The organism is Pseudomonas sp. 10-1B (genome assembly GCF_000935045.1).
Lineage (GTDB): Bacteria > Pseudomonadota > Gammaproteobacteria > Pseudomonadales > Pseudomonadaceae > Aquipseudomonas.
In genome coordinates this window covers 82,512-103,682 of the sequence record NZ_JYKS01000041.1, presented here as the reverse complement: position 1 = coordinate 103,682, position 21,171 = coordinate 82,512, and the positions used below count along the sequence as shown (strand labels likewise).

At 63.8% G+C, this 21,171-nt stretch carries 14 protein-coding genes; 3 read left to right on the top strand and 11 right to left on the bottom strand.

Features of this window, described 5'->3' with window-relative positions:
- Nucleotides 1-160: 160 nt before the first annotated feature.
- A complete protein-coding gene (locus tag TZ03_RS21835; RefSeq protein WP_051100355.1) occupies nucleotides 161-853 on the bottom strand; it encodes a GntR family transcriptional regulator in 693 nt (230 codons plus the stop codon).
- 310 nt (nucleotides 854-1,163) lie between these two features.
- Complete coding sequence (locus TZ03_RS21830) at nucleotides 1,164-4,298, bottom strand: transglycosylase domain-containing protein (protein ID WP_051100354.1); 3,135 nt, start codon at nucleotides 4,296-4,298, stop codon at nucleotides 1,164-1,166.
- Between the two features lie 476 nt (nucleotides 4,299-4,774).
- Here TZ03_RS21830 and TZ03_RS21825 point away from each other — a divergent pair, with 476 nt between their 5' ends.
- On the top strand, nucleotides 4,775-6,193 hold the full coding sequence (locus tag TZ03_RS21825; protein ID WP_051100353.1) for an amino acid permease: 1,419 nt from the start codon (nucleotides 4,775-4,777) through the stop codon (nucleotides 6,191-6,193).
- 127 nt (nucleotides 6,194-6,320) lie between these two features.
- Here the strand turns inward: TZ03_RS21825 and TZ03_RS21820 are convergent, their stop codons facing one another.
- Both TZ03_RS21820 and TZ03_RS21815 read right to left on the bottom strand, forming a co-directional pair.
- A complete protein-coding gene (locus TZ03_RS21820) occupies nucleotides 6,321-7,940 on the bottom strand; it encodes an FMN-binding glutamate synthase family protein (RefSeq protein WP_051100352.1) in 1,620 nt (539 codons plus the stop codon).
- A gap of 213 nt (nucleotides 7,941-8,153) precedes the next feature.
- Complete coding sequence (locus TZ03_RS21815) at nucleotides 8,154-12,428, bottom strand: DEAD/DEAH box helicase (RefSeq protein WP_051100351.1); 4,275 nt, start codon at nucleotides 12,426-12,428, stop codon at nucleotides 8,154-8,156.
- Between the two features lie 226 nt (nucleotides 12,429-12,654).
- Between TZ03_RS21815 and TZ03_RS21810 the strand changes: the two genes are divergently transcribed.
- Nucleotides 12,655-13,068, top strand: a complete 414-nt coding sequence (locus tag TZ03_RS21810; RefSeq protein WP_051100359.1) for an NUDIX hydrolase — start codon at nucleotides 12,655-12,657, stop codon at nucleotides 13,066-13,068.
- Here TZ03_RS21810 and metR read toward each other — a convergent pair.
- Nucleotides 13,052-13,969, bottom strand: a complete 918-nt coding sequence (gene metR, locus TZ03_RS21805; RefSeq protein WP_051100350.1) for a transcriptional regulator MetR — start codon at nucleotides 13,967-13,969, stop codon at nucleotides 13,052-13,054. The two genes, TZ03_RS21810 and metR, sit on opposite strands and share 17 nt — an antisense overlap.
- Nucleotides 13,970-14,165: 196 nt before the next feature.
- Between metR and TZ03_RS21800 the strand changes: the two genes are divergently transcribed.
- A complete protein-coding gene (locus TZ03_RS21800) occupies nucleotides 14,166-15,161 on the top strand; it encodes an alpha/beta fold hydrolase (protein ID WP_051100349.1) in 996 nt (331 codons plus the stop codon).
- Nucleotides 15,162-15,322: 161 nt separating this feature from the next.
- On the opposite strand, the gene TZ03_RS21795 is transcribed toward TZ03_RS21800, so the two are convergent.
- The 6 genes from TZ03_RS21795 to TZ03_RS21770 all read right to left on the bottom strand — a co-directional run bounded on the left by TZ03_RS21795 (nucleotide 15,323) and on the right by TZ03_RS21770 (nucleotide 21,133).
- A complete protein-coding gene (locus TZ03_RS21795) occupies nucleotides 15,323-15,658 on the bottom strand; it encodes a GlpM family protein (protein WP_051100348.1) in 336 nt (111 codons plus the stop codon).
- 26 nt (nucleotides 15,659-15,684) lie between these two features.
- Complete coding sequence (locus TZ03_RS21790; protein WP_051100347.1) at nucleotides 15,685-17,013, bottom strand: sigma-54-dependent transcriptional regulator; 1,329 nt, start codon at nucleotides 17,011-17,013, stop codon at nucleotides 15,685-15,687.
- On the bottom strand, nucleotides 17,010-18,914 hold the full coding sequence (locus TZ03_RS21785) for a sensor histidine kinase (RefSeq protein ID WP_051100346.1): 1,905 nt from the start codon (nucleotides 18,912-18,914) through the stop codon (nucleotides 17,010-17,012). Before TZ03_RS21785 ends, TZ03_RS21790 begins: the two co-directional genes overlap by 4 nt.
- Before the next feature lie 69 nt (nucleotides 18,915-18,983).
- A complete protein-coding gene (locus tag TZ03_RS21780; RefSeq protein WP_051100345.1) occupies nucleotides 18,984-19,718 on the bottom strand; it encodes an amino acid ABC transporter ATP-binding protein in 735 nt (244 codons plus the stop codon).
- Complete coding sequence (locus tag TZ03_RS21775; protein WP_051100344.1) at nucleotides 19,715-20,386, bottom strand: amino acid ABC transporter permease; 672 nt, start codon at nucleotides 20,384-20,386, stop codon at nucleotides 19,715-19,717. Before TZ03_RS21775 ends, TZ03_RS21780 begins: the two co-directional genes overlap by 4 nt.
- Complete coding sequence (locus TZ03_RS21770; RefSeq protein ID WP_051100343.1) at nucleotides 20,387-21,133, bottom strand: amino acid ABC transporter permease; 747 nt, start codon at nucleotides 21,131-21,133, stop codon at nucleotides 20,387-20,389.
- Nucleotides 21,134-21,171 lie beyond the last annotated feature (38 nt).

Here is a 21,171-nt window from a genome sequence, read left to right as displayed (position 1 = left end):
CGCTCGCGCGGCGCGAGCGCTGGGCAAATGATTTTCAGCGGTATTTGTGAAACACCACACTAGCATGTATCCGAAAATGCTTGAGTGTTCCGGTTTTTCCTTGCCTAACCTGGTAGGCGAGATAGTCGATTATGCGGTTGTAGGGAATGCGTGCGATCGACTATAGAAGACCGCGATTGCGCCGGGCTTCAAGAAATGAAACGATCGAATCCCGGCCCTCTGAAAGGTGCCTGGCTAGGTACTGTTGGGCCGCGACGCGGTCGCCCCGCTCGCATGCGCTCAAGATATTTCGGTGATCAAGCTGCGATTGCCTGTGATAATCGAGATTGGTCAATAAGAATCGGAGATGACGGTCCACTGAGTCGTGTAGTGATTTGATCAGTGCCAGCAATCGAGGTCGCTCTGCCTTCGAGTACAGCATGTAATGGAATTTCTCATTCAGCTCGCTGAGCAGGTGTGGTTCAGTAATAATCTCCATTTCACTGATGATTTCATGCAGCGAAGTAAAATCGCTTTCAACGATATTGTCAAAGCTAAAGTCGAGTGCTGTGCACTCGGCCATGATTCGCATGTCATAGATTTCGGCAATATCTGCAATTGTCATGACTGCAACAGAAGCGCCCTTATGCACTTCATAGGTTACGAGCCCTTCAGCTTCAAGTTGTCTGATGGCATCTCTGATCGGCATACGGCTTAAGCCGAATTTTAATGCTAGCTCTTCTTGACGCAGCGGCGTCCCTTCAGCTATCGCTCCCGACAATATAGCTTCGCGCAGTGACTCCACGACAAATCCCATAGCAGTCTTATGACGATGCTTTTCGGGAACATGAAAATTGTCGAGAGCGTTAGGCATAATGATCTCCGGGTCCAGCAAGGGTCAGGGCGGTGGCGAAGGTATCACAGAGTCTTTTAGGCTGCCAGAATATAGAGTTCGGCTCTTCTATATTGATTGACGGGTAGCAGCAGGCGGGAATGGTTCACTGCGGTGTAGAAAATCCAATGATACTCGCGTCAGTGATCCTGAGCGTCTATCTGATTGTATGTAGCGCACGCAACTGTATTGAGGCGGGCCTCTTCGCAGATGAACCTGCCCCCTGGGGACGGCGCCGTCTTCGACAGCGGTGAGATACTTGGAGCGGCCTTGTCTCGCGCAAGGGTCGCTCCTACAAGGGGCGCGCGGCAGTGTTGAGTGTCACCTGCGGCGCTTTGCATTCATTCGGATTGCCCGGTTGCAGGTATGGCATGAGTATCGGCGCCATACCCTTGAGCACCTGCACCGGCAGCGCCGAGGTGAACTTGAATGCCTCTGCCGAGCGCCCTGGCACGAAGGCGGTCAAGGTGCCGAAGTGGTTGTCGCCCAGGAAGAACACGAAGGTGGCGGTACGGTTGAGCGAACGCGAGCCGATCAGCCGGCCGCCGGCACCGAAGCTTTCAATGCGGTTGTCACCCGTACCGGTTTTGCCGCCCATCACCAGTGGCGTGCCGTCCTGCAGCTTGAAACTGCCGGAAATACGCCGCGCGGTACCCGCGTCTACCACTTGCGACATGGCGCCTTTGAGCGCGCGCGCCACCTCGACCGGCAGAATTCGCACGCCCCGGTCCGGGTCGCTGATCAGCTTGGTCTCGTAAGGTGTGTTGGCCGCAAAATGCAAGGTGTCGATACGCAAGGTCGGCAGGCGCACGCCGTCGTTCTGGATGATGCCGACCAGCTCGGAAAGGGCGGCGGGGCGGTCGCCCGAGCTGCCGATGGCGGTGGCCAGCGAGGGCACCAGGTGGTCGAACGGATAGCCAACGCGCTTCCAGCGCTGGTGGATGTCGAGGAAGGCTTCGATCTCGACCATGGTGCGGATGCGGCTGTCGCGAGCGCCCTGGTGGCGGCTTTTGAACAGCCAGCCATATACCTCCTGGCGCTCGAAGCGGCTGGCGTTGACCATTTCGGTCAAGGTCGAACTCGGGTTCTTCAGCAGGTAGCCAAGCAGCCACAGGTCCAGCGGGTGGACCTTGGCGATGTAGCCCTGGTCAGGCAGGTTGTACTTGCCTGGGCCGTAGGCGTCGTACATCTCGGACAGGCGGCCATCGCTCAGCTTGCCCAAGGCGATCTTGTCTCCCTTCATGTGGGCGCGGACGAAGGCATTGAAGGTTTCCTGGCCGGCTTCGGGGAACAGGTAGCGGTGTACCGCCGCCAGCCGTTGCGGGGTCACGCGCATGCTGTCGAGGAAGGTATCCAGGCGCTGCTGCGAAGTTTTGCGCTGGTATTTCCTCCAGAACCGCATCAGGTAGCTGGTGCCTTCCTTGTCGGCGAACCGGGCCAGGTATTCCTGGCGGCGCGGGTCGGAATCGTCCTTGAGCAACGGCACGCGGTTGTACGGCTGCTGATAAGTCACATAGCGCACCAGGTCGCGCATCAGGCGGATGAACGGCAGGTTGATCGATTCTCGCAGGGCATCCTTGAGCGTAGGGTTGCGGTTGTTGTCTTCCTTGCGGAAGTTGTTGAACACGTGCATGCCGCCGCCGGTGAAGAAGGCTTCGCCCGTGTTGGCCGAATACTTGCGCTCCAGCGCGGCGTCGAGCATGGCATCCAGGCTCTGGTTCTTGCTGTTCTGCGCCAGCCATTCCAGCGACCACTGGGTGATGCGGTCGAGTTCGGCGACTTCGACTTTCTTCAATTCGGCGGCGGGCTTGCCGGCATACTTGTCGTGCAGTTCGGCGATGATCTCCAGATAAGTGGTGAGCACCCGCAGCTTGGCTGTCGAGCCCAGCTCCAGCTTGCTGCCTTCGTTGATGTCGAAGGGCTGGTTGGTGCTGTCGGTCTGTACCCGCACGCGCGAGCCGTCGGCGGTGCGCTCGAACAAGGTGAAGCTATAGCTCACTTGGTCGGTGGTCTTGCTGGTCAGCAGGCGTTCGCCGATCAGGCCGATCTGCGCAGCGAACGCGGGGTCGGCAAGGTTTTTCAGGTATTGGCTGACTTGTAGCTGCAGGTCGGCCTGCAGGGTGCTGGTGGCCGACAGGTCAAGGCGGTCGAGGTCGTACAGTGGGCGGTTGAGCATGGCCGCCAGGCGGTTGCGCGCCAGGCTGATGCCCTTGTTGGTGACGATCGGCACCATGGTCGGTTGCGCCACCCAGTCGCGGTACAGCGCTTTGCTGGCCAGCGCGGCATCGGCCAGCGGCTGCTCGATGACATTGTTGGCGGCGAGCACACGGATGTGCGCATCGGTCAGTTCGGCCAGTTCGACCCGGCCCTTGGACAGGTAATGCGAGGGCCGGCGCTGGGCAATCATCAGCGACAACACCTGGCGCAGGGCCAGGCCGCGTGTGGCCATGCTCTCGGGGTCAGTAGCGGTAGAGGTCAGGGCCTGGTTGACCTGGTCGAAATCGGCGCCGTACCACACCCGCAGGCCTTCGGCCATGCCATGCACCTCGCCATGCCCTGGCACCGCCGACAGCGGCACGCTGTTGAGGTAGTCGCGCACGATGCGTTGGCGCGCCTCGGTGGTGTCGGGGCCGCCCTGGTAGGCGCGCACGCTGGCGGAAATCATCTGGCGGATCTTCTCGGCGCCGGAGACCGTCAGGCCGTCTGGTGAATGGCGGTATTTTTCCAGTTGGGTGGCCAGGGTGCTGCCGCCAGCCGACTGGCCGGGCAAGGCCAGGTACTTGGCCACCTGGCTGTAGGCGGCCTTGGCGAAGCGCGGCCAGTCCACCGCCGGGTTGTTGCGCGGGTCCGTGGTGTCGAGCAGGTCGCGGTTCTCGATGAACAGCAGGCTATTGACGATCACGGGGGGGATCGCCGCAAAGTCCGGGTACAGGTGCTGCGGGTAGTTGTACTGGTACAGCGTGTCGCCGCGGCAGTCGGTGATCGACAGGCCGGCCTGGATCTTCTCGATATAGGGGGCGAACAGCCCATGATCGACGTAGTTCATCAACGCCGGCGAGAATTTCACCTGCTCGCTGATCAGGTAGTCGCGCTTGAGCAGGCGCGGCAGGAATTCGCCCAGCGCGCTGTAGCCCAGGCGTTTGTCGAATGGCCCGTCACCGGGGTAGACGATGGCATCGCTGGGGCCCGGCTGCAGCGAATAGGTGAGGGTGGCGGCCAGCTTGCTGAATTCACGCGACTGCAGGTTGGAGCTGCGGAATTCGTCGTAGGCGGCGAAGCCGATGGCCACCAGCCCTACCAGGAGGATGAGGATGATCAGCCGCCACCATAGCCGACGCTGACGGGGTGACTTGGGTTGTGGCGTCTCGGCCGGAGGTATCTCGGGTGCTTCCGTTCTGCTTGGTTCCGATTGCCACAGTGCGCCCATAATCTTCTATCCGGCCAGGTATTTTCGTCTTGCTTGTCTGAAGCTTAGACGGTGGGCGGATGAGGTGAAAAATTTGTAGGAAGTGGAAAAAGGTGGTTTAGGGCTATGCGGCTTTGGTGTGGGTTTCTTCATTCGACCAGATTGCTATGGTGGCCGGGAGATTTTGGGGCCGCTGCGCAGCCCTTTCGCGACACAAGGCCGCTCCCACAGGAATGCACATAGCCTTGTGGGAGCGGCCTTGTGTCGCGAAAGGGCTGCGCAGCGGCCCCAGAGATCTTGCTGAATTTTCCTATTTATACAGCGAAAAACCCTACAACGGTCTTCCTATACTGCTCGCCCCCTTCGCCCTGCCGGGCGCTCTACCCCGGCATACGGGCCGGCCCACAAGGCCAGCCCGGCAAGCCAACGCCATGCCTATCGGCATGGCCGGTGCTGCACGAAGGTTAAATCCAATAACAAAATGAGGTTGTATTGCTATGCCAGTCGGCAACCACTCTGCCCACGGCCAGGCCGTTCAAGACGGCCCGCTCAAGCGTGAACTGGGCGAACGGCACATCCGCCTGATGGCGCTGGGCGCCTGTATCGGTGTCGGTCTTTTCCTGGGTTCGGCCAAGGCCATCGAAATGGCCGGCCCCGCCATCATGCTGTCCTACATCATCGGCGGCCTGGCCATCCTGGTGATCATGCGCGCTCTTGGCGAAATGGCCGTGCACAACCCTGTCGCCGGCTCCTTCAGCCGGTATGCCCAGGACTACCTCGGCCCCTTGGCGGGCTTCCTCACCGGTTGGAACTACTGGTTCCTGTGGCTGGTGACCTGCGTTGCCGAAATCACCGCGGTGGCCATCTACATGGGCATCTGGTTCCCCGACGTCCCCCGCTGGATCTGGGCCCTGGCGGCACTGGCCAGCATGGGCGCAGTCAACCTGGTGGCGGTGAAGGCCTTCGGTGAATTCGAATTCTGGTTCGCTCTGATCAAGATCGTCACCATCATCGCCATGGTCCTTGGCGGCATCGGCGTCATCGCCTTTGGTTTCGGCAATGACGGTGTGGCAGTGGGTATTTCCAACCTGTGGAGCAACGGCGGCTTCATGCCCAACGGCGTGACCGGCGTGCTGATGTCGCTGCAGATGGTGATGTTCGCCTACCTGGGCGTGGAAATGATCGGCCTGACCGCCGGCGAAGCACGCAACCCGCAGAAGACCATTCCGCAGGCCATTGGCTCGGTGTTCTGGCGCATCCTGCTGTTCTACGTCGGTGCGCTGTTCGTGATCCTGTCGATCTACCCGTGGAACGAAATCGGCAGCCAGGGCAGCCCGTTCGTCATGACCTTCGAGCGCCTCGGTATCAAGACTGCCGCTGGCATCATCAACTTCGTGGTCATCACCGCGGCGCTGTCGTCATGCAATGGTGGCATCTTCAGCACCGGGCGCATGCTCTACAGCCTGGCGCAGAATGGCCAGGCCCCGGCGGCCTTCGCCCGTACCTCGAAGAACGGCGTGCCGCGCAATGCGCTGTTGCTGTCGATCGGTGCGCTGCTGCTGGGCGTGCTGGCCAACTACCTGGTACCGGAAAAGGTCTTCGTCTGGGTGACCTCGATCGCCACCTTTGGCGCGATCTGGACTTGGGTGATGATCCTGCTGGCGCAGCTCAAGTTCCGTGCCGGGCTTAGCACTGCCGAGCGCCAGGGGTTGAAGTACCGCATGTGGCTGTGGCCGCTGAGCTCGTACCTGGCGCTGGCCTTCCTGGTGCTGGTGGTCGGTTTGATGGCGTACTTCGAGGATACCCGTGTGGCGCTGTACATCGGCCCTGCGTTCCTGGTGTTGTTGACGGTGCTGTACTACGCGTTGCGCCTGGCGCCGAAAGCGGAGCAGGGTGTGGCCAGTACCGCCTCCTGACTTGAGATAGCCGGGGCTGCTGCGCAGCCCATCGCCGGCAAGCCAGCTCCCACCCCGACCGCATTTGCGCTGTACCTGTGGGAGCTGGCTTGCCGGCGATGGGCCGCAGAGCGGCCCCGGGGCTCTATCAGGCCGCCACCTCGCTGTGCGGCTCGAAGCTGTCCGCCCTGGCCAGCTGCCACATGCGCGAATAGAACTGGCCATTCACCTCGCCGGTCAGCAACTCACCCGGCTTCAAGAACACATGCATCTGCGAGAACAGCTTGATCTCGGTGGCCGAGATGCGCCGCACCAAATGCTTGGCTTCCAGCTGCGCCGGGTGCTCCAGGCCTGCTGCCGCGAGCATTTCAGCCAGGGCACGCAAGGTGTTGTGGTGGAAGTTCAACACCCGTTGTGCCTTGTCCGGCACCACCAGGGCACGCTGGCGCAGCGGGTCTTGCGTGGCCACGCCGGTCGGGCACTTGTTGGTGTGGCAACTCTGCGACTGGATGCAGCCGATGGCGAACATGAAGCCGCGCGCCGAGTTGGCCCAGTCGGCCCCAATGGCCAGCACGCTGGCGATGTCGAAGGCGCTGACGATCTTGCCGCTGGCACCCAGCTTGATCTTGTCGCGCAGGTTCAGGCCGACCAGGGTGTTGTGCACGAACAGCAGCCCTTCGCGCAACGGCACGCCAATGTGGTCGGTGAATTCCACTGGCGCCGCGCCGGTGCCGCCTTCCTTGCCGTCGACGACGATGAAGTCAGGCAGGATGCCGGTTTCCAGCATGGCCTTGGCGATGCCCATGAACTCCCACGGGTGGCCCAGGCAGAACTTGAAGCCCACCGGTTTGCCGCCAGACAGCTCACGCAACTGGGCGATGAACTGCATCATCTCGATCGGCGTGGAGAAGGCGCTGTGGCGGGACGGCGAGATGCAGTCCTCGCCCATCAGCACGCCGCGGGTCTCGGCGATCTCCTGGGTGACCTTGTGCTTGGGCAGGATGCCGCCATGACCGGGCTTGGCGCCCTGGCTCATCTTGATTTCGATCATTCGCACCTGCGGGCTGCGCGCCTGGGCGGCGAAGCGTTCGGGGTCGAAGCGCCCGTCCGGCGTGCGGCAACCGAAGTAGCCACTGCCCAGTTCCCAGACCAGGTCGCCACCGTGCTCGCGGTGATAGGGGCTGATGCTGCCTTCCCCCGTGTCATGGTGGAAATTGCCCAGCTTGGCGCCCTGGTTGAGGGCGCGGATGGCATTGGCGCTGAGTGAACCGAAGCTCATCGCCGAAATGTTGAAGATCGACGCCGAATACGGCTGGCTGCACTGCGGCCCGCCGACGATGACCCGGAAGCTGGCCGGGTCGGCCAGCGGCGCCGGGCGCATGGAGTGGCCGATGAACTCGAAGCCGGACTCATACACGTCGATCAAGGTGCCGAAAGGTTTGTCCGAGGCTTCGTTCTTCGCCCGTGCATAAACCAGCGAGCGCTGGGCGCGGGAGAAGGGCAGGGCGTCGCTGTCGGCCTCCAGCAGGTACTGGCGGATTTCCGGGCGAATGGCCTCGACCAGGTAGCGGATGTTGCCCAGGATCGGGTAGTTGCGGCGTACCGCATGGCGTTGCTGCAGCAGGTCGAACAGGCCGATCAGGCTGAGGATGGCGGTGGTCAGGGTGAACGGCCACAACCATTCGTGGTGGCTGAAGGGCAGGCTCGCCAGGGTGAACAGCACGCAGGCGGCGAAGAAGGCATAGCGACTGAGAAGTGACAGGCTCATACAGGGTCCTTGCGATGGCGCGGTCAGGCTCAGGGCCTGGGGCAAACCCCGACCATAGCCCGCTTTGGGCAGTGCTGAAAATGAAAATCGGGGTAGCGAAAATCATTCTCGAATCGAGCCGAATTACTTGGGCGGGACGCATACCCCGTAGGAGCGGGTTTACCCGCGAATGCGTCGGTAGCCTCACCATCGCATTCGCGGGTAAACCCGCTCCTACAGGGTGTCGCGCAGCAGCTTCTGCCGCCAGCTCTCCTGCTCTTGCGCTGGCGCCTCGACCAGGTACGAATAACGACCGGCAATCCGCACCGCCACCGGCACCCCATCGCGATACAGCAGGCGGTTGCCAGTGACCGCCGGTACTTTCGCCCCTGGCAACAACGACCCGATCAGGTTCAGCGGGTCACTGGCACTCACCACCAGCAGCGCCCCGTCCGGTTCACGTCGTCTTACCTGTCGTAGCAGGCCCACCGCCTCCGGCAAGGCGAACTGTTCACCGGCCAGCCCGGCAATGAAGCGACCGCCACGGATCTCGCCGCGGGCCTCCAGGCGGTGATAGCAGCGCAACAGTTCCCGCCAGGGTGGCAGCACGTCACTCTCGCGCTCCAGCATCCGCCAGCAAACCACGCCATAGCGCCGTAGCAAGGCCCGGGCGATGTGCTCCAGGCGCTGCCCCTCATCCACGCTGCCCCGGCGCAGCAATGCCCAGCGCCCGGCATGGGACATGCTGCTGGACCGTGGCGGGTGGCCGCGTCGGCTGTTGCGTGATGTGCGCTTGGCCGCAGGGGTGATCAGGCTGCGCAGGCCGGTGAAGCTGTCGGCACCCACAAGGCTGGCACCTACCAGTTCCTGCAATGCCGTTTCCAGTTCGCTGGGCAGCAGGTGGGCATCCTCTGTCAGTTCGTCAAAAAACAGCGCGCCCTGCGCCTGCAGCACCTCATGCACGCGTTGCGCCCGCGCACCAAGGCTGTCCAGGGCTGGCACGGGGGCGAGGCTACGCCACAGGCTCAGGTGCTCGCGCGGCAGTAGCACCAGCGGTGTACTCGACAAGGTATTGCTCGACACCGTCGCTGCCAGCCGGCTCCAGGCGAACTGCCCGCTGCGGCAGGCATCGTCGAGCCACTGCGGGCTGTAGTCTTTGATCCGCGCTGGCAGCAGTTCGGCCTCCCAGGCCCCGGCGGCACCCGGGAAACCTTGCAACTGGCCCAGCACTTCGGCCACGGCTTGGGGGCCGCGCAGGCGCTGCTCTTCGGCCAGGTGCTGCCAGTCGAACAGAAAGCGCATGAAGTCCTGGAGGCTGACCGGTTCGATCTCCCGGCGCAGGCGTTTGACCGTGTAGCGGTGGATGCGTGCCAGCAAATGCCGCTCGCACCATTGCATGTCGATCGCGCCGGGGCTGAACCGCCCGCGCAGCACATAACCTTCGGCTTCCAGGCGGGCCAGGGCTTGTTCGATGGCCTGCTGCGGCTTGCCAAGCGGTGCTGCAATCTGTGCCGTCGTCCGTGGGCCATGGCCGCTCAGGCGGGCACGCAACAGCTCGCTCAGCGCAAGGTCCGGGTCGATGGCCTGATCGAAGCCCGGCAGCACCTGCAGGGCAGGTTGCAAACGGGCGCCGGGGTACAGCACCTGCAGTAGGTTCAACCGCTCCCGCGCCAGCCACTGCTTTTCATCGACCAGACGCAAGGCCCGCCCAGCCTTGGCCAACTGCCTGAGCAGCAGGTCCCAGCTGGCATTGCCCTGTACTTCGTCCTGGCTGATGCTGCCAAGCCCCATCAACGCCTCGTGCATTTCATCGGCATTGCCAGGTTGTGGCCAGGCTTCGGCCTCGACTGCGGCAATGGCATCGGCGTCCAGCGCGCCCAGGTCGTCGCCGCTGTGCACCTCGTTCCAGCGCCGATTGAGTACCGCCTGGGTGCGCCGTTCTTCCAGCGGCGCGTCATCCAGGAAAGCATAAGGCCTGGCATTGAGAATGGCCGAAGCCAGTGGCGAAGGGGCGGGCAGGTCACGGCACAGCAGGCGTACAGTGCCGCCTTCCATGCGCCGCAGCAGGGCCAGCCAGCCTTCGCTGTCCATCGCCTCGTGCAGGCAGTCGTCCAAGGTTTGTTCGACCAGCGGGTGGTCGGGAATCTGCCGCTCGCCGACGATGTTCTCCAGGCAGGCGATCTGTTCGGGAAACACTGCGGCAATCAGGTCCTCGCTCTTCATCCGTTGGATCTGTGGCGCCACCTTGCGCCCGCCCACGAAGCGCGGCAGGGCCATGGCCACGCTGGCGTTCCAGCGCCAGCGCACGCCGAACAACGGCGCATCGAGCAGGGCCTGGATGAGGATCTGCTCGGCGCTGCGGCTATTCAGGTAGCGCCACACTTCATCGAGCTCGAAGCTATGGCTGGTCGATAGCGACAGCACGATGGCGTCTTCACTGGCTGCCGCCTGCAACTCGAAGTTGAAGGTGCGGCAGAAGCGCTTGCGCAGGGCCAGGCCCCAGGCGCGGTTGATGCGGCTGCCGTAGGGCGAATGGATGATCAGCTGGGTACCGCCAGACTCATCGAAAAAACGCTCCATGACCAAGGTTTCTTGCGAGGGCAGGGCGCCAAGCGCTTCGCGGGTGCGGGCCAGGTAGTCGAGCAACTGGCTGGCGCTGTCTTCGTTCAGTTCGAAGGCATCCTGCAACCACGCCAGCACCTGCGCCAGGTTGCCGCCAGCCAGCGCCAGTTGCTGGTCGATCTGCGCCTGCAAGCGGGCCACGGCGGCAGACAGCTCGTCACTGCGCCCTGGCGCTTCCCCCAGCCAGAACGGAATGGTCGGTGGCAGGCCGTGGGCATCCTCCACCCGAACCCGGCCCGGCTCGACCCGCAGGATGCGGTAGGAGGCATTGCCCAGCTGGAAGATATCGCCGGCGATGCTTTCCACCGCGAAGTCTTCGTTGACGCTGCCAATGTTCAGCGCCTGTGGCTCCAGCAGCACGGTGTAGTCGGCATTGTCGGGGATGGTGCCGCCGCTGGTCAGTGCCGTCAGCTGGCTGCCGCGTCGGCCACGCAAGGTGCCGCTTACCGCGTCACGGTGCAAGTAGGCACTGCGCACGCCCTGGCGGCCGTTGTAGCCCTCGGCGAGCATGCGCAGCAGCGCCTGGTAGTGTTCCTGGTCGAGTTCGGCGTAAGGCGTGGCCTGGCGCAGGCAGTCGAACAGCGCCTGTTCGTGCCAGGCCTGGTTACTGGCTTCAGCGACGATCTGCTGGGCCAGCACGTCCAGCGGTGCGCGGGGGATGTGCAGTTCGTCCAACTCGCCCCGGCGTACGCAGTCGAGCAGGGCCACGCATTCGATCAGATCGTCGCGCGAGGTCGGGAACAAGCGCCCCTTGGGGACGCCATCGACCTGATGGCCGGCGCGGCCAACGCGCTGCAGCAAGGCCGCGATAGAGCCCGGCGAGGCGATCTGGCAGACCAGGTCGATATCGCCGATGTCGATGCCCAGCTCCAGCGATGCGGTCGCCACCAGCACCTGCAACTGGCCATTCTTCAGGCGTTGTTCGGCATCCAGGCGCAGTTCCTTGGCCAGGCTGCCGTGGTGCGCGGCGACCGCCTCCTTGCCCAGGCGGTCGCTGAGGTGGCGGGTGATGCGTTCGGCCAGGCGCCGGGTGTTGACGAACACCAGGGTGGTGCGGTGTTCGCGGGCCAGGCTGGCCAAACGGTCGTAGACCAGGCCCCAGACATCGGTGGCCATCACCGCACCCAGCGGTACGGGTGGTACTTCGATGGCCAGGTCGCGCTGGCGCGCATGGCCGACATCGACGATGGCGCAGGGGCGTTGGTTGCCGACCAGAAACTGCGCCACCCGCTCGACCGGGCGCTGCGTGGCGGACAGGCCGATACGCCGCAATGGCCGCTTGCACAGGGCCTGCAGGCGTTCGAGGGTCAGCGCCAGGTGCGCGCCGCGCTTGTTCCCGGCCAGGGCGTGGATTTCGTCGACGATCACCGTGTGCACACTGGCCAGGCCGTCACGGCCGGAAGCCGAGCCCAGCAGCACGTACAGCGATTCGGGGGTGGTCACTAGAATGTGCGGGGCCAGCTTGCGCATGGCGGCGCGTTCTTTTTGCGGCGTGTCACCGGTGCGTACGGCCGTGGTGATACATGGGGCATTCAGGCCTTGGTCCGCGAGGGACTGGCTGATGCCTTCGAGCGGGGCTTGCAGGTTCAGACGGATGTCGTTGGACAAGGCCTTGAGCGGCGAAACATAGATCACCAGGGTTTGTGCTGGTAGCTCGCCTTGATGTTCGAGGCCTTGGCGGAACAGTTCGTCGAGCACGGCGAGGAATGCGCTGAGGGTCTTGCCCGAGCCAGTAGGTGCGGCCAGCAGCATCGACTGGCCTGTGTGGATCAACGGCCAGGCCTGGGCCTGGGCCTCGGTGACCGTGGCGAAATGGCGGCGGAACCAGGTGCGTACGGCGGGGTGGAACAGCTCGAGCACCGGGTGGTGTTTGGCGGGCAGGTTCATGTGATGGTTATGGAGGGCAGTGGACCCTTTGGCAAGGGGCCGTTCGTCTGGCAGGCCAGCTACAACCTGTGCCGGCCCATTCGCGGGCAAGCCCGCTCCTACAAATTTGCGCAAACCGTTGTAGGAGCGGGCTTGCCCGCGAATGGGCCGGTACAGGAAACACTGGCCTTGTCAGGCCAATGAGCCCATGGGATCCTCCCTGGCCATTGTTTCCAGCGAGCCCCTCATGCCCAACACCATCCGCATCGCCGCCGCCCTGCTGATCGACCCCCAGGGCCGCACTCTGCTGGTGCGCAAGCGCGGCACCCTGGCCTTCATGCAACCAGGCGGCAAGATCGATGCCGGCGAATCTCCCGTGCAGGCACTGGTGCGCGAGCTGCACGAGGAACTGGGCCTGCATATCGACCCGGCACAGGCCGTGCACCTAGGCCAGTTCAGCGCCCCGGCCGCCAACGAACCGGGCTTCCAGGTGCAAGCCGAACTGTTCCGGGTCGACAGCGCGGCAGCCGTGGTGCCGGCTGCGGAAATCGAGGAAGTGGCATGGCTGGCCGCTGACCAGGCGCCCGCCATGCACTTGGCACCCTTGACCCGCGACCTGATCCTGCCGCTGTATCGCCAGGCGTTCAACGCACCGCGCTGACACCATCGAGGGTGGCGAACGAGGTGTCCTTGGCCGTCAGCAAAAAGTCGCGCATGTACGGCGCATCGAGCATGTCGGTGCGCACTGCCGCATAAAGCGTGGCGAACAGGCCTTTCTCGCCCAGACGCTTGCCCTTCACATACCCGCGCGAGCTGTACTCGTGCAGTGCCCAGTGCGGCATGCCGCACACGCCACGGCCGCTGGCCACCAGTTGCATCATCATCACCGTCAGCTCCGAGGTTCGCACGGCGGCCGGTTCGACATCGGCCGGCTCCAGGAAGCGGGTGAAGATATCCAGACGGTCGCGCTCCACCGGGTAGGTGATCAGGGTCTGCTCGAGCAGGTCCTGCGGGACGATATAGGGCTTGCTGGCCAAGGGGTGCTGGTTGGCCACGGCCAGCATCGCCTCGTAAGTGAACAGCGGCACGTAGGTGATACCCGCCAGGTCCACCGGGTCGGAGGTCACCACCAGGTCGAGGTCGCCGCGGGCCAGGGCCGGCAGCGGGGCGAAGGCGAAGCCGGAGGCGAGGTCCAGCTCGACTTCCGGCCAGGCATCGCGGAACTGGTCGATGGTCGGCATCAGCCACTGGAAGCAACTGTGGCATTCGATGGCCATATGCAGGCGCCCGGCGGTACCGCCGGCCAGGCGCGCGATGTCACGTTCGGCGCCGCGCAGCAACGGCAGGGTGGCGTCGGCCAATTGCAGCAGGCGCAGGCCGGCGCTGGTGAAGCGGATCGGCTTGGTCTTGCGCACGAACAGCGGCAGGCCCAGGCGCTCTTCCAGCTCCTTGAACTGGTGCGACAGCGCCGACTGGGTCAGGTGCAGGCGCTCGGCAGCCTCCACCAGGCTATCGGCCTCGCGCAGGGCATGAAGGGTTTTCAGGTGACGGATCTCCAGCACAGCTGACTCCGGGGTGTGGTCTTGAGGAAACAGGGGATTAGTTGAGTTTCTCTCATGTTGCAGCGGCTGTCGACTGGGCGTTCGGCTGCACCGCCTGGCGGGAGTCATGAAACTGTCATCGAACTGTGGCAGCGCGCCCGAACAGAATTCATCAGACTCGCGCTCTACTGGGGATCTGCATTCTGGTGTTTCTTTCATGCGGGCTTTTTGGCTTTTTCTTTTCCTTGTATTCAGCGTACCTGCGAGTTTCGCCGAGCAGCGTTGTGACGCCCACGTGCCGGTGCAGCGCGCCGAACTGGGCGCGGTCAGCCTGGTGTACCAGAGCGTCGGCGTGCCGCGTGATCCGGTTTTGCTGCTGGTCATGGGCCTGGGTGGGCAACTGATCCATTGGCCGGACGACGTGGTCGAGGCCTTGTGCCGTCAGGGCTATCGGGTGATCCGTTATGACAACCGCGATGTCGGCCTGTCGCGCTGGAACCAGATGCCACCGTCGGCCAACCTGACGGTCGAACTGCTGCGCTACAAGTTGGGCCTGCCGGTGGCGGCGCCTTACACGCTGACCGACATGGCAGACGATGGCTTGCGCCTGATGGATGCCTTGGGTGTGCGTCAGTTTCATGTTTTGGGTGTGAGCATGGGCGGCATGATTGCCCAGCATCTTGCGGCCATGGCGCCCGAGCGGGTGCGCAGCCTGACGTTGATCATGTCCAGTTCAGGGGCGGCGGGGCTGCCGGCGCCGGATCCGGCGCTGGTGCAGTTACTGGCCCGGCGTAGCGCACCGAACCGCGAGGTTGCCATCGAACAGCAGGCCGACCTGCTGGCGGCTCTGGGCAGTCCCGAGGTGCGGGACGACCGTGCTGTGCTGCTGCATCAGGCGGCGGTGGCTTACGACCGAGCGTTCAACCCTGACGGCGCCAAGCGCCAGATCATGGCGATACTGGCCGAGCCCAGCCGGGTCGAGCTATTGAACCAGCTGCGGGTGCCGACCCTGGTGGTGCACGGCACGGCCGACCCGTTGCTGCCGGTGATGCATGGCGTGCATCTGGCGGCGCATATCCAGGGCAGCCAGCTGCGTTTGATACCAGGGCTGGCGCATCGCTTTCAGGAGCCGTTCAAGGCGCCGTTGCTGGGGGCGGTGTTGCCCTACCTGCAGGCGCATCGGCAGGATGTCACGCATATCGCCGGGCTGTGATCTAGAGACTGGCGCGGTCCATTGTGGGAGCGGCCTTGCGTCGCGAAAGGGGCGCGAAGCGCCCCCAGAGTTTCGGCCACCCTACAAAATGCCGGGGCCGCTTTGCGGCCCTTTCGCGACGCAAGGCCGCTCCCACAAAGGGCTGCGAAAGCCTTTCGATCTCAATGCATCCGCACCCACAAGCTCACCAGCACGGTCGCGGCCATCAGCCAGGCCACCGTGGCCAATGCCAGCGATGCCTCCAGGCGCATGCGGTCGACCAGCACATACAAGGTCGCCAGGTACACGAAGTACGGAATGATCGACCACATGCCGAACAGGATGGTGGTCTTCAGGTCGGCAATGCTGCGGCCCTTGCCGACGATGTAGTGGGCAATCAGGGCGAAGGTGGGGAACAGCGGCACCAGCCCGGCGATGTAGTAATTGCGTGTCTTCGACAGCACCGCCAGCAGTACCACCACACCAGCGCCCAGGGCCGCTTTGAATACCAGGTCCACGTTGTCTTTCCAGGTTGAGGTCGAGGTCAGCCGAGGCCGTATTTCTTCACTTTGTCGAACAGCGTGGTCTTGGCCATGCCCAGCTCCTGGCTGGCCTGGCTGAGGTTGCCACCGGTGCGTTGCAGGGCGTCGCTGAGCAGGTTGCGCTCGAATGCTTCCACGGCCTCGGCAAAGCCCAGGCCCTGGCTGGCGCCGCCGCTGGGGCCTTTCTTGAAGGCCGGCAGGCCCAGGGCAAAACGTTCGGCAACGTTGCGCAACTCACGCACGTTGCCCGGCCAGTCGTGGGCCATCAGGCGCGACAGGGTCTGGCTGTCCAGCGTTGGTGCTTCACGGTCGAAGCGCAGGGCCGACTGCTGCAGGAAGTGTTCGAACAACTGCAGGATGTCTTCGCGGCGCTCCCGCAGTGGTGGCAGCTCCAGTGTCACCACGTTCAGCCGGTAGTACAGGTCGCTGCGGAACTGGCCATTCTGGCCCATGGCGTCGAGGTCGGCCTTGGTCGCGGCGATCACCCGGCAATCCACCGGGATGCTCTGGTTCGAGCCCAGCCGCTCCAGGGTGCGCTCCTGCAGCACGCGCAGCAGCTTGATCTGCAGGTTGATCGGCATGCTCTCGACTTCGTCGAGGAACAGCGTGCCGCCGTTGGCATGTTCGATCTTGCCGATGCGGCGTTTGCCTGCCCCGGTGAAGGCGTTGGCCTCGTGGCCAAAGATCTCGCTTTCGAACAGGTTTTCCGGCAGGCCACCACAGTTCAGCGCCACGAACGGTTGGCCCTGGCGGCGGCTGAAGTCGTGCAGGCAGCGGGCGACCAGTTCCTTGCCGGTGCCGGTCTCGCCTTCGATCAGCACGTTGGCCGAGGTGTCAGCGACATTGGCGATCAGTTCGCGCAACTGCTCCATGGCCGGCGAGCGGCCGATGATGCGCCCCTCCAGGCTGCTCTGTTCGGCCAGTTGCCGGCGCAGGGCCACCACCTCGCGCGACAACCCACGCTGTTCCAGGGCGCGGCGTACCACGTCGACCAGGCGCTCCGGGGAGAACGGCTTTTCCATGAAGTCGTAGGCGCCGTTGCGCATGGCGCCGACCGCCATGTCGATATCGCCGTGGCCGGTGATCAGCACCACCGGTAGGCTGCGGTCGCGGGCCTTGAGGCGGTTGAGCAGCTCCAGGCCATCGATGCCCGGCAGGCGGATATCGCTGACGACGATGCCGGCGAAATCGTCGCCGATGCGTTCCAGTGCCTGCTCGGCGCTGCCCACGCCTTCGCAGGCAATGTCCTCCAGGGCCAGCGCCTGCTGGCAGCCGAGCAGCACATGCGGGTCGTCTTCGACGATCAGGACGGTAAGAGGCGCTTGGTTCATGGGTGCTCTGCCGATTCGCGAGGGGGGGAAGCCAAAGGCAGGGCCAAGACGAAGGCCGTGCCGCCAGTGGCGGGATGTTCGACGTTGAGGCTGCCCTTGGCGGCGGCGGCAAGGCTCGCCGACAGGGTCAGGCCAAGGCCCAGGCCATGTTCGCCCGGTTTGGTGGTGAAGAAGGGTTCGAACAGGTGCTTGCGCGCCTCGGCGTCGATACCGTGGCCGTTGTCGCGCACCCGCAAGCGGTACTTGTCGCCCTGCTGTTCGCCTTCCAGCCACAGTTCGGGCAGCGGTTGCGCGGCCATGGCATCGAGGGCGTTGCCGATCAGGTTGACCAGGATCTGCTCTAGGCGGGTCTGGTCGATGGCCAGCCGCTGGTCCTCGAACTGGTTGTGCAATTGCAAGTGGCATGCGCTGATGCGGTTGGCCAGCACTTGCAAGGTGGCTTCCACCGCCTTGGCCAGCGAGGCCTGGCCGCTGTCGTCAGCGCGCCGGGCGAACGAGCGCAGGCTGGCGGTGATACGGCCCATGCGGTCGATCAGGTCGTTCATGGTACGCAGGTTGGTGCTAGCGGTTTCCAGCGCCCCGCGTTCGAGGAAGCGCACAGTGTTGCCAGATAGGGTACGCAACGCGGCCAGCGGCTGGTTCAGCTCGTGGGCGATGCTGGTAGACATCTGCCCGATGGCGGCCAGCTTGCCGGCCTGGACCAGCTCATCCTGGGCGTGGCGCAGGGTCTGCTCGGCATGCCGGCGCTCACGGATCTGGCCCTTCAGGCGTTCGTTGCTGGCGCGCAGGTCGGCCGTGCGCTCGGCAATACGCCGCTCCAACTGGCTGTTGGCTTCTTCCAAGGCCTCGCGGGCGGCCAGGCGGGTGGCGATGACTTTGCGCCGCTCGTTCCAGGCGATGCCGAGGATCGCCAGCAAGGCGAAAGCCACGCCTACCAGGATACCTTGCACCATGGATTCGCGACGCAGGTCCTGCAGCGGGGTCAACAGGGTGAAATGCCAGGGCGTGTCGGCCAGGCGCCGGGTCTGGGCCAGGTAGGCCACTTCGTGGGGCTTGCCCTGGGCGGTTTCGCTGTTGGCCGGGAAGGTCAGCTTTTCCACGCCATCGGCCAGGGTTTCCCGGGCCAGTGGCTGCAACTCGTTCAATGGCCACCAGTAGTACTGCAGGCTGCGCGCCAGGCGTTCCTTGATTTGCGGGGTAAGCGGGCGTACCGACTTCAAGCGCCGGGCCGGGTCACTGGAGAGAATGATGATGCCGTTCTCGTCACTGACGAACGCTTCCAGGCGGGCGCGCTGCCAACGCTCCTCGAGGGTGTCCAGGCGCACCTTGATCACCGCCACGCCAATGATCTTGCCGTGTTCTTCCAGGCCGTGGGCCAGGTAGTAGCCGGCCTCGCCGGTGGTGCTGCCGATGCCGTAGAAGCGCCCAGGCTCACCGCGCACGGCAGTCTGGAAATAGGCACGGAACGACAGGTCTTCACCGAGGAACGAGTCGGCATCGCGCCAGTTGCTGGTGGCCTGTACCCGGCCATTGGTATCGAGGACGAAGATGGCCCGGCTGCGGCTGCGCCGGTTGAGGCCTTCGAGGTATTCGTTGACGATCTGGCGTGAACCGCCGTCAGGGTCGGTGAGCAGGTGCGAGACGCTGTCTTCCAGTTCCAGCAGGCTCGGCAGGTAGGTGTACTTGCTGATTTCGCTCTCGACCGTACGCGCGTGCAGCTCCAGCTGGCGCTCGCCATTTTCGCTGAGGGTGCGGATGCCGTTGCTTTCGCTGACCAGGTAGCCAGCCAGGCCCAGGCCAACCATCAGCAGAATGATCAGGGGCGGCAGCAGCAATTGGCGGATCAGGCGGGATTTCACGGCAGGTTTGGCAGGGAGAAGTAGCGAGGGATCGCATTTCATCACAGTGGCCTTGTCACGGCCAGCACCTGCTGCCGGGCTTGCCCGGGCAGCGGCGCCGTTGTTGCCGAATCAGTGTTGCAGGATCTTGCTGAGGAAGTGCTGGGTGCGTTGGTCGCGGGCACTCTGGTCACCGAAGAACTCGTCCTTGGTGCAGTCTTCGATGATGCTGCCCTTGTCCATGAAGATGACCCGGTTGGCGACCTTGCGGGCAAAGCCCATCTCGTGGGTCACGCACATCATGGTCATGCCTTCGTGGGCCAGTTGCACCATCACGTCCAGCACTTCGCTGACCATTTCCGGGTCCAGTGCCGAGGTGGGTTCGTCGAACAGCATGACGATCGGGTCCATCGCCAGGGCGCGGGCGATCGCCACGCGCTGCTGCTGGCCGCCGGAGAGCTGGCCGGGGTGCTTCTTGGCATGGGCGCTGAGGCCGACGCGTTCGAGCAGGGCCAGGCCCTTCTTGGTGGCTTCCGCTTCGCTGCGGCCAAGCACCTTGCGCTGGGCGATGGTCAGGTTCTCGGTGATGCTCAGGTGCGGGAACAGCTCGAAGTGCTGGAACACCATGCCGACCCGCGAGCGCAGCTTGGGCAGGTTGGTCTTCGGGTCGGCAATCGAGGTGCCGTCGACCACGATGTCGCCTTTCTGGAACGGCTCCAGGGCGTTGACGCACTTGATCAGGGTGGACTTGCCCGAGCCCGAAGGGCCGCACACCACCACCACTTCACCCTTCTTGACCTCGGTGTTGCAGTCGGTCAGTACCTGGAAGTCGCCGTACCACTTGTTGACGTTCTTGATGGAAATCATACGGTGATCCTTTTTTGCAGGCGCTTGACCAGCCACGAAGCGGAGAAGCTGATGAGGAAGTAGACGACCCCGGCGAAGATCAGGAACTCATGGGAGCGGCCGATGATGTCGCCGTTGGAACGTGCCGAGTTGAGGAAGTCCACCAGGCCGACGGTGTACACCAGCGAGGTGTCCTGGAACAGGATGATGCTCTGCTGCAGCAGCAGCGGGGTCATCTTGCGGAAGGCCTGGGGCAGGATGATCAGGCGCATGGTCTGCCCGTAGTTCATGCCCAGGGCCTGGGCGGCACCCATCTGGCCCTTGGAGATCGACTGCACGCCGGCACGTACGATTTCGCAGAAGTACGCGGCCTCGAACATCATGAACGCCACTACGCAGGAGGTGAACGCCCCGACCGGGGTGTCTTCGCCGGTGATCCAGCGCAGCACGAACGGCACCGCCAGGTAGAACCAGGTGATCACCAGCAGCAGCGGGATCGAGCGGAAGTAGTTGACGTAGGCACCGGCGATATTCGACAGCAGCTTGCTCGAAGACAGGCGCATCAGCGCCAGGATGGTGCCCAGCACGATACCGCCGAACACGCCCATGACCATTAGCTTGAGGGTCATCAGCATGCCTTCCCAGAGGGCGGGCAGGGCGGGGATGATTTCGCTGAAATCCATGTCCATTTACTTGCCTCCCACGGAAATCAGGCCAGGCACGGCGACTTTCTTCTCGACCATGCGCATCAGCAGCATCAGGCCCATGTTCAGGGTGAAGTAGATCAGCGTGGCCAGGGTGAATGCCTCGAACAGGTTGGCGGAGAACTCGGCGGTCTGCTTGGTCTGGGCCAGCAACTCCATCAGGCCGATCAGCGACGCCACCGAAGAGTTCTTGAACACGTTGAGGAATTCGGAGGTGAGCGGCGGAATGATGATCCGGTAGGCCTGTGGCAGCAGCACGTTGGTGTAGATCTGCGGCAGGCTGAAGCCCATGGCGCGGGCGGCGGCTTCCTGGCCGCGGGGCAGCGCCTGAATGCCGGTGCGCACTTGCTCGCAGACGCGAGCGGCGGTGAACAGGCCCAGGCAGATGACCACGCTGATCAGTGCCGAGGTGGTCGGGTTGAGGTCCTGCTTGAACCATTCCTGCAGGCCTTCGGGCAGCAGGTCTGGCACCAGGAAGTACCAGATGAACAGCTGCACCAGCAGCGGCACGTTGCGGAACAGCTCCACGTAGGCAGTGGCGATGCCCGACACCAGGCGGTTCGGCACGGTACGCATGACGCCGAGGACCGACCCCAGCAGCAAGGCGATGATCCAGGCAATGATGGCGATGGCGATGGTCCAGCCCAGACCGGTGATGTACCAGTCCAGATAGGTCTCGCTGCCCACGCCGGTGGACTTGAAGAACACGCCCCAGTCCCAGTTGTAATTCATCGGGATTTCCCCTCAGACGGTTGTTTCACGGGCACCTT

What these genes read in the sequence shown, in the direction of transcription:
- TZ03_RS21835 (WP_051100355.1), bottom strand. Translation starts at nt 853, where the DNA reads ATGCCTAACGCTCTCGACAATTTTCATGTTCCCGAAAAGCATCGTCAT.
- TZ03_RS21830 (WP_051100354.1), bottom strand. Translation starts at nt 4,298, where the DNA reads ATGGGCGCACTGTGGCAATCGGAACCAAGCAGAACGGAAGCACCCGAG.
- TZ03_RS21825 (WP_051100353.1), top strand. Translation starts at nt 4,775, where the DNA reads ATGCCAGTCGGCAACCACTCTGCCCACGGCCAGGCCGTTCAAGACGGC.
- TZ03_RS21820 (WP_051100352.1), bottom strand. Translation starts at nt 7,940, where the DNA reads ATGAGCCTGTCACTTCTCAGTCGCTATGCCTTCTTCGCCGCCTGCGTG.
- TZ03_RS21815 (WP_051100351.1), bottom strand. Translation starts at nt 12,428, where the DNA reads ATGAACCTGCCCGCCAAACACCACCCGGTGCTCGAGCTGTTCCACCCC.
- TZ03_RS21810 (WP_051100359.1), top strand. Translation starts at nt 12,655, where the DNA reads ATGCCCAACACCATCCGCATCGCCGCCGCCCTGCTGATCGACCCCCAG.
- TZ03_RS21800 (WP_051100349.1), top strand. Translation starts at nt 14,166, where the DNA reads ATGCGGGCTTTTTGGCTTTTTCTTTTCCTTGTATTCAGCGTACCTGCG.
- TZ03_RS21790 (WP_051100347.1), bottom strand. Translation starts at nt 17,013, where the DNA reads ATGAACCAAGCGCCTCTTACCGTCCTGATCGTCGAAGACGACCCGCAT.
- TZ03_RS21785 (WP_051100346.1), bottom strand. Translation starts at nt 18,914, where the DNA reads ATGAAATGCGATCCCTCGCTACTTCTCCCTGCCAAACCTGCCGTGAAA.
- TZ03_RS21780 (WP_051100345.1), bottom strand. Translation starts at nt 19,718, where the DNA reads ATGATTTCCATCAAGAACGTCAACAAGTGGTACGGCGACTTCCAGGTA.
- TZ03_RS21775 (WP_051100344.1), bottom strand. Translation starts at nt 20,386, where the DNA reads ATGGACATGGATTTCAGCGAAATCATCCCCGCCCTGCCCGCCCTCTGG.
- TZ03_RS21770 (WP_051100343.1), bottom strand. Translation starts at nt 21,133, where the DNA reads ATGAATTACAACTGGGACTGGGGCGTGTTCTTCAAGTCCACCGGCGTG.